The organism is Cupriavidus phytohabitans (assembly GCF_017815025.1).
Lineage (GTDB): Bacteria > Pseudomonadota > Gammaproteobacteria > Burkholderiales > Burkholderiaceae > Cupriavidus.
Map to the genome: position 1 here is coordinate 1 of NZ_JAGIQB010000205.1, position 1,055 is coordinate 1,055.

Genomic DNA, 1,055 nt, shown 5'->3' on the forward strand with positions numbered 1-1,055 from the left:
ACCGCACTTGCCTGCGGTCGCGCTTGCTTCCAGCGCGAGAACAGGCGTTGGTAAGCCTGCTCGGCTTGCTCGCCGGCCGCACGCTCCAGATCTCGCACGGACTTCAGATTGTAGGCGGCGGCAAGACCCCTTGCGGCTACCGCGACGCGCAGGCATGCCTGCCAGCAGTTCCAGCTCACGGGTCTTGCGCGCAGTGAGCGCCGGGCGATCCCAGGCGAAGGATTCGTTACGCGTGAGGACGTGCCAGACGATGATTGCCAGCTTGCGTGCCGTGGCAACGGCCGCGATCTGCTGACCGCGACGATCCCGGACACGTAGGAAGAAGGCTCGGACGGGGCCGGCCGTTTGGGCTGCGGCCCAGGCAGCCTCGACCAGCATGGCACGCGCATAGGAACGTCCGCGCTTGCTGATGTGTCCGTGCTTTGCTGGTTGCAAGCCGGATTGGTAGACCGAAGGATTGAGGCCAAAGTAGCTGACCAGTTTCTCCGGCGAGCGAAAGCGAGCGATATCGCCGATGGCCGAGATCAATCCGATCGCAACGGTGGTGTTGATGCCGGTGATGGTCAGCAGCTTGCGCAGCCTGTCGTCCTGAATAGCGGATTGGGCCAGGACGCGCTCAACCTGCTGCAGATTCTCTGCCAGCCTGTCGAGCTCATGCAACCGCTGGTCGATCCCGATGCGCTCGTCCATGGGTAGCGGCTGCAGGCTCAGCCAGGCCCGCCCTTTCTTGCCAAACAGGTCTGTGGCGGGACACCGTTCGATGAGATGGGCGGCCAGGACAGCGTGAATCTCATTCTTGAGCCGCGTCCGCTGCCGCACGATCTGGGCGCGGCGCGACACCTGCCGCCGCATCGCTTGCGTGGCCTCGTCTGGAATCCACACCTCGGGCAGGAAGCCACTCGCATAGAGTTGCGCAAGGATTGCCGCATCGATCTTATCCGTCTTCACGCGGGCTTCAGCGATCAGGCGGACTTGCAGGGGGTTGGCGACAATCACCTTGCCGACATGACCTGTCAGCACGTTCGCGATGGCGATCGTGTTGCCGGTCGCCTCGA

The 1,055-nt window shown here is 63.8% G+C and carries 1 pseudogene; it reads right to left on the reverse strand.

Annotated elements, in window-relative coordinates:
- Positions 1-1,055, reverse strand: a pseudogene (locus tag J8I34_RS34160) (IS110 family RNA-guided transposase); the annotation flags it as partial.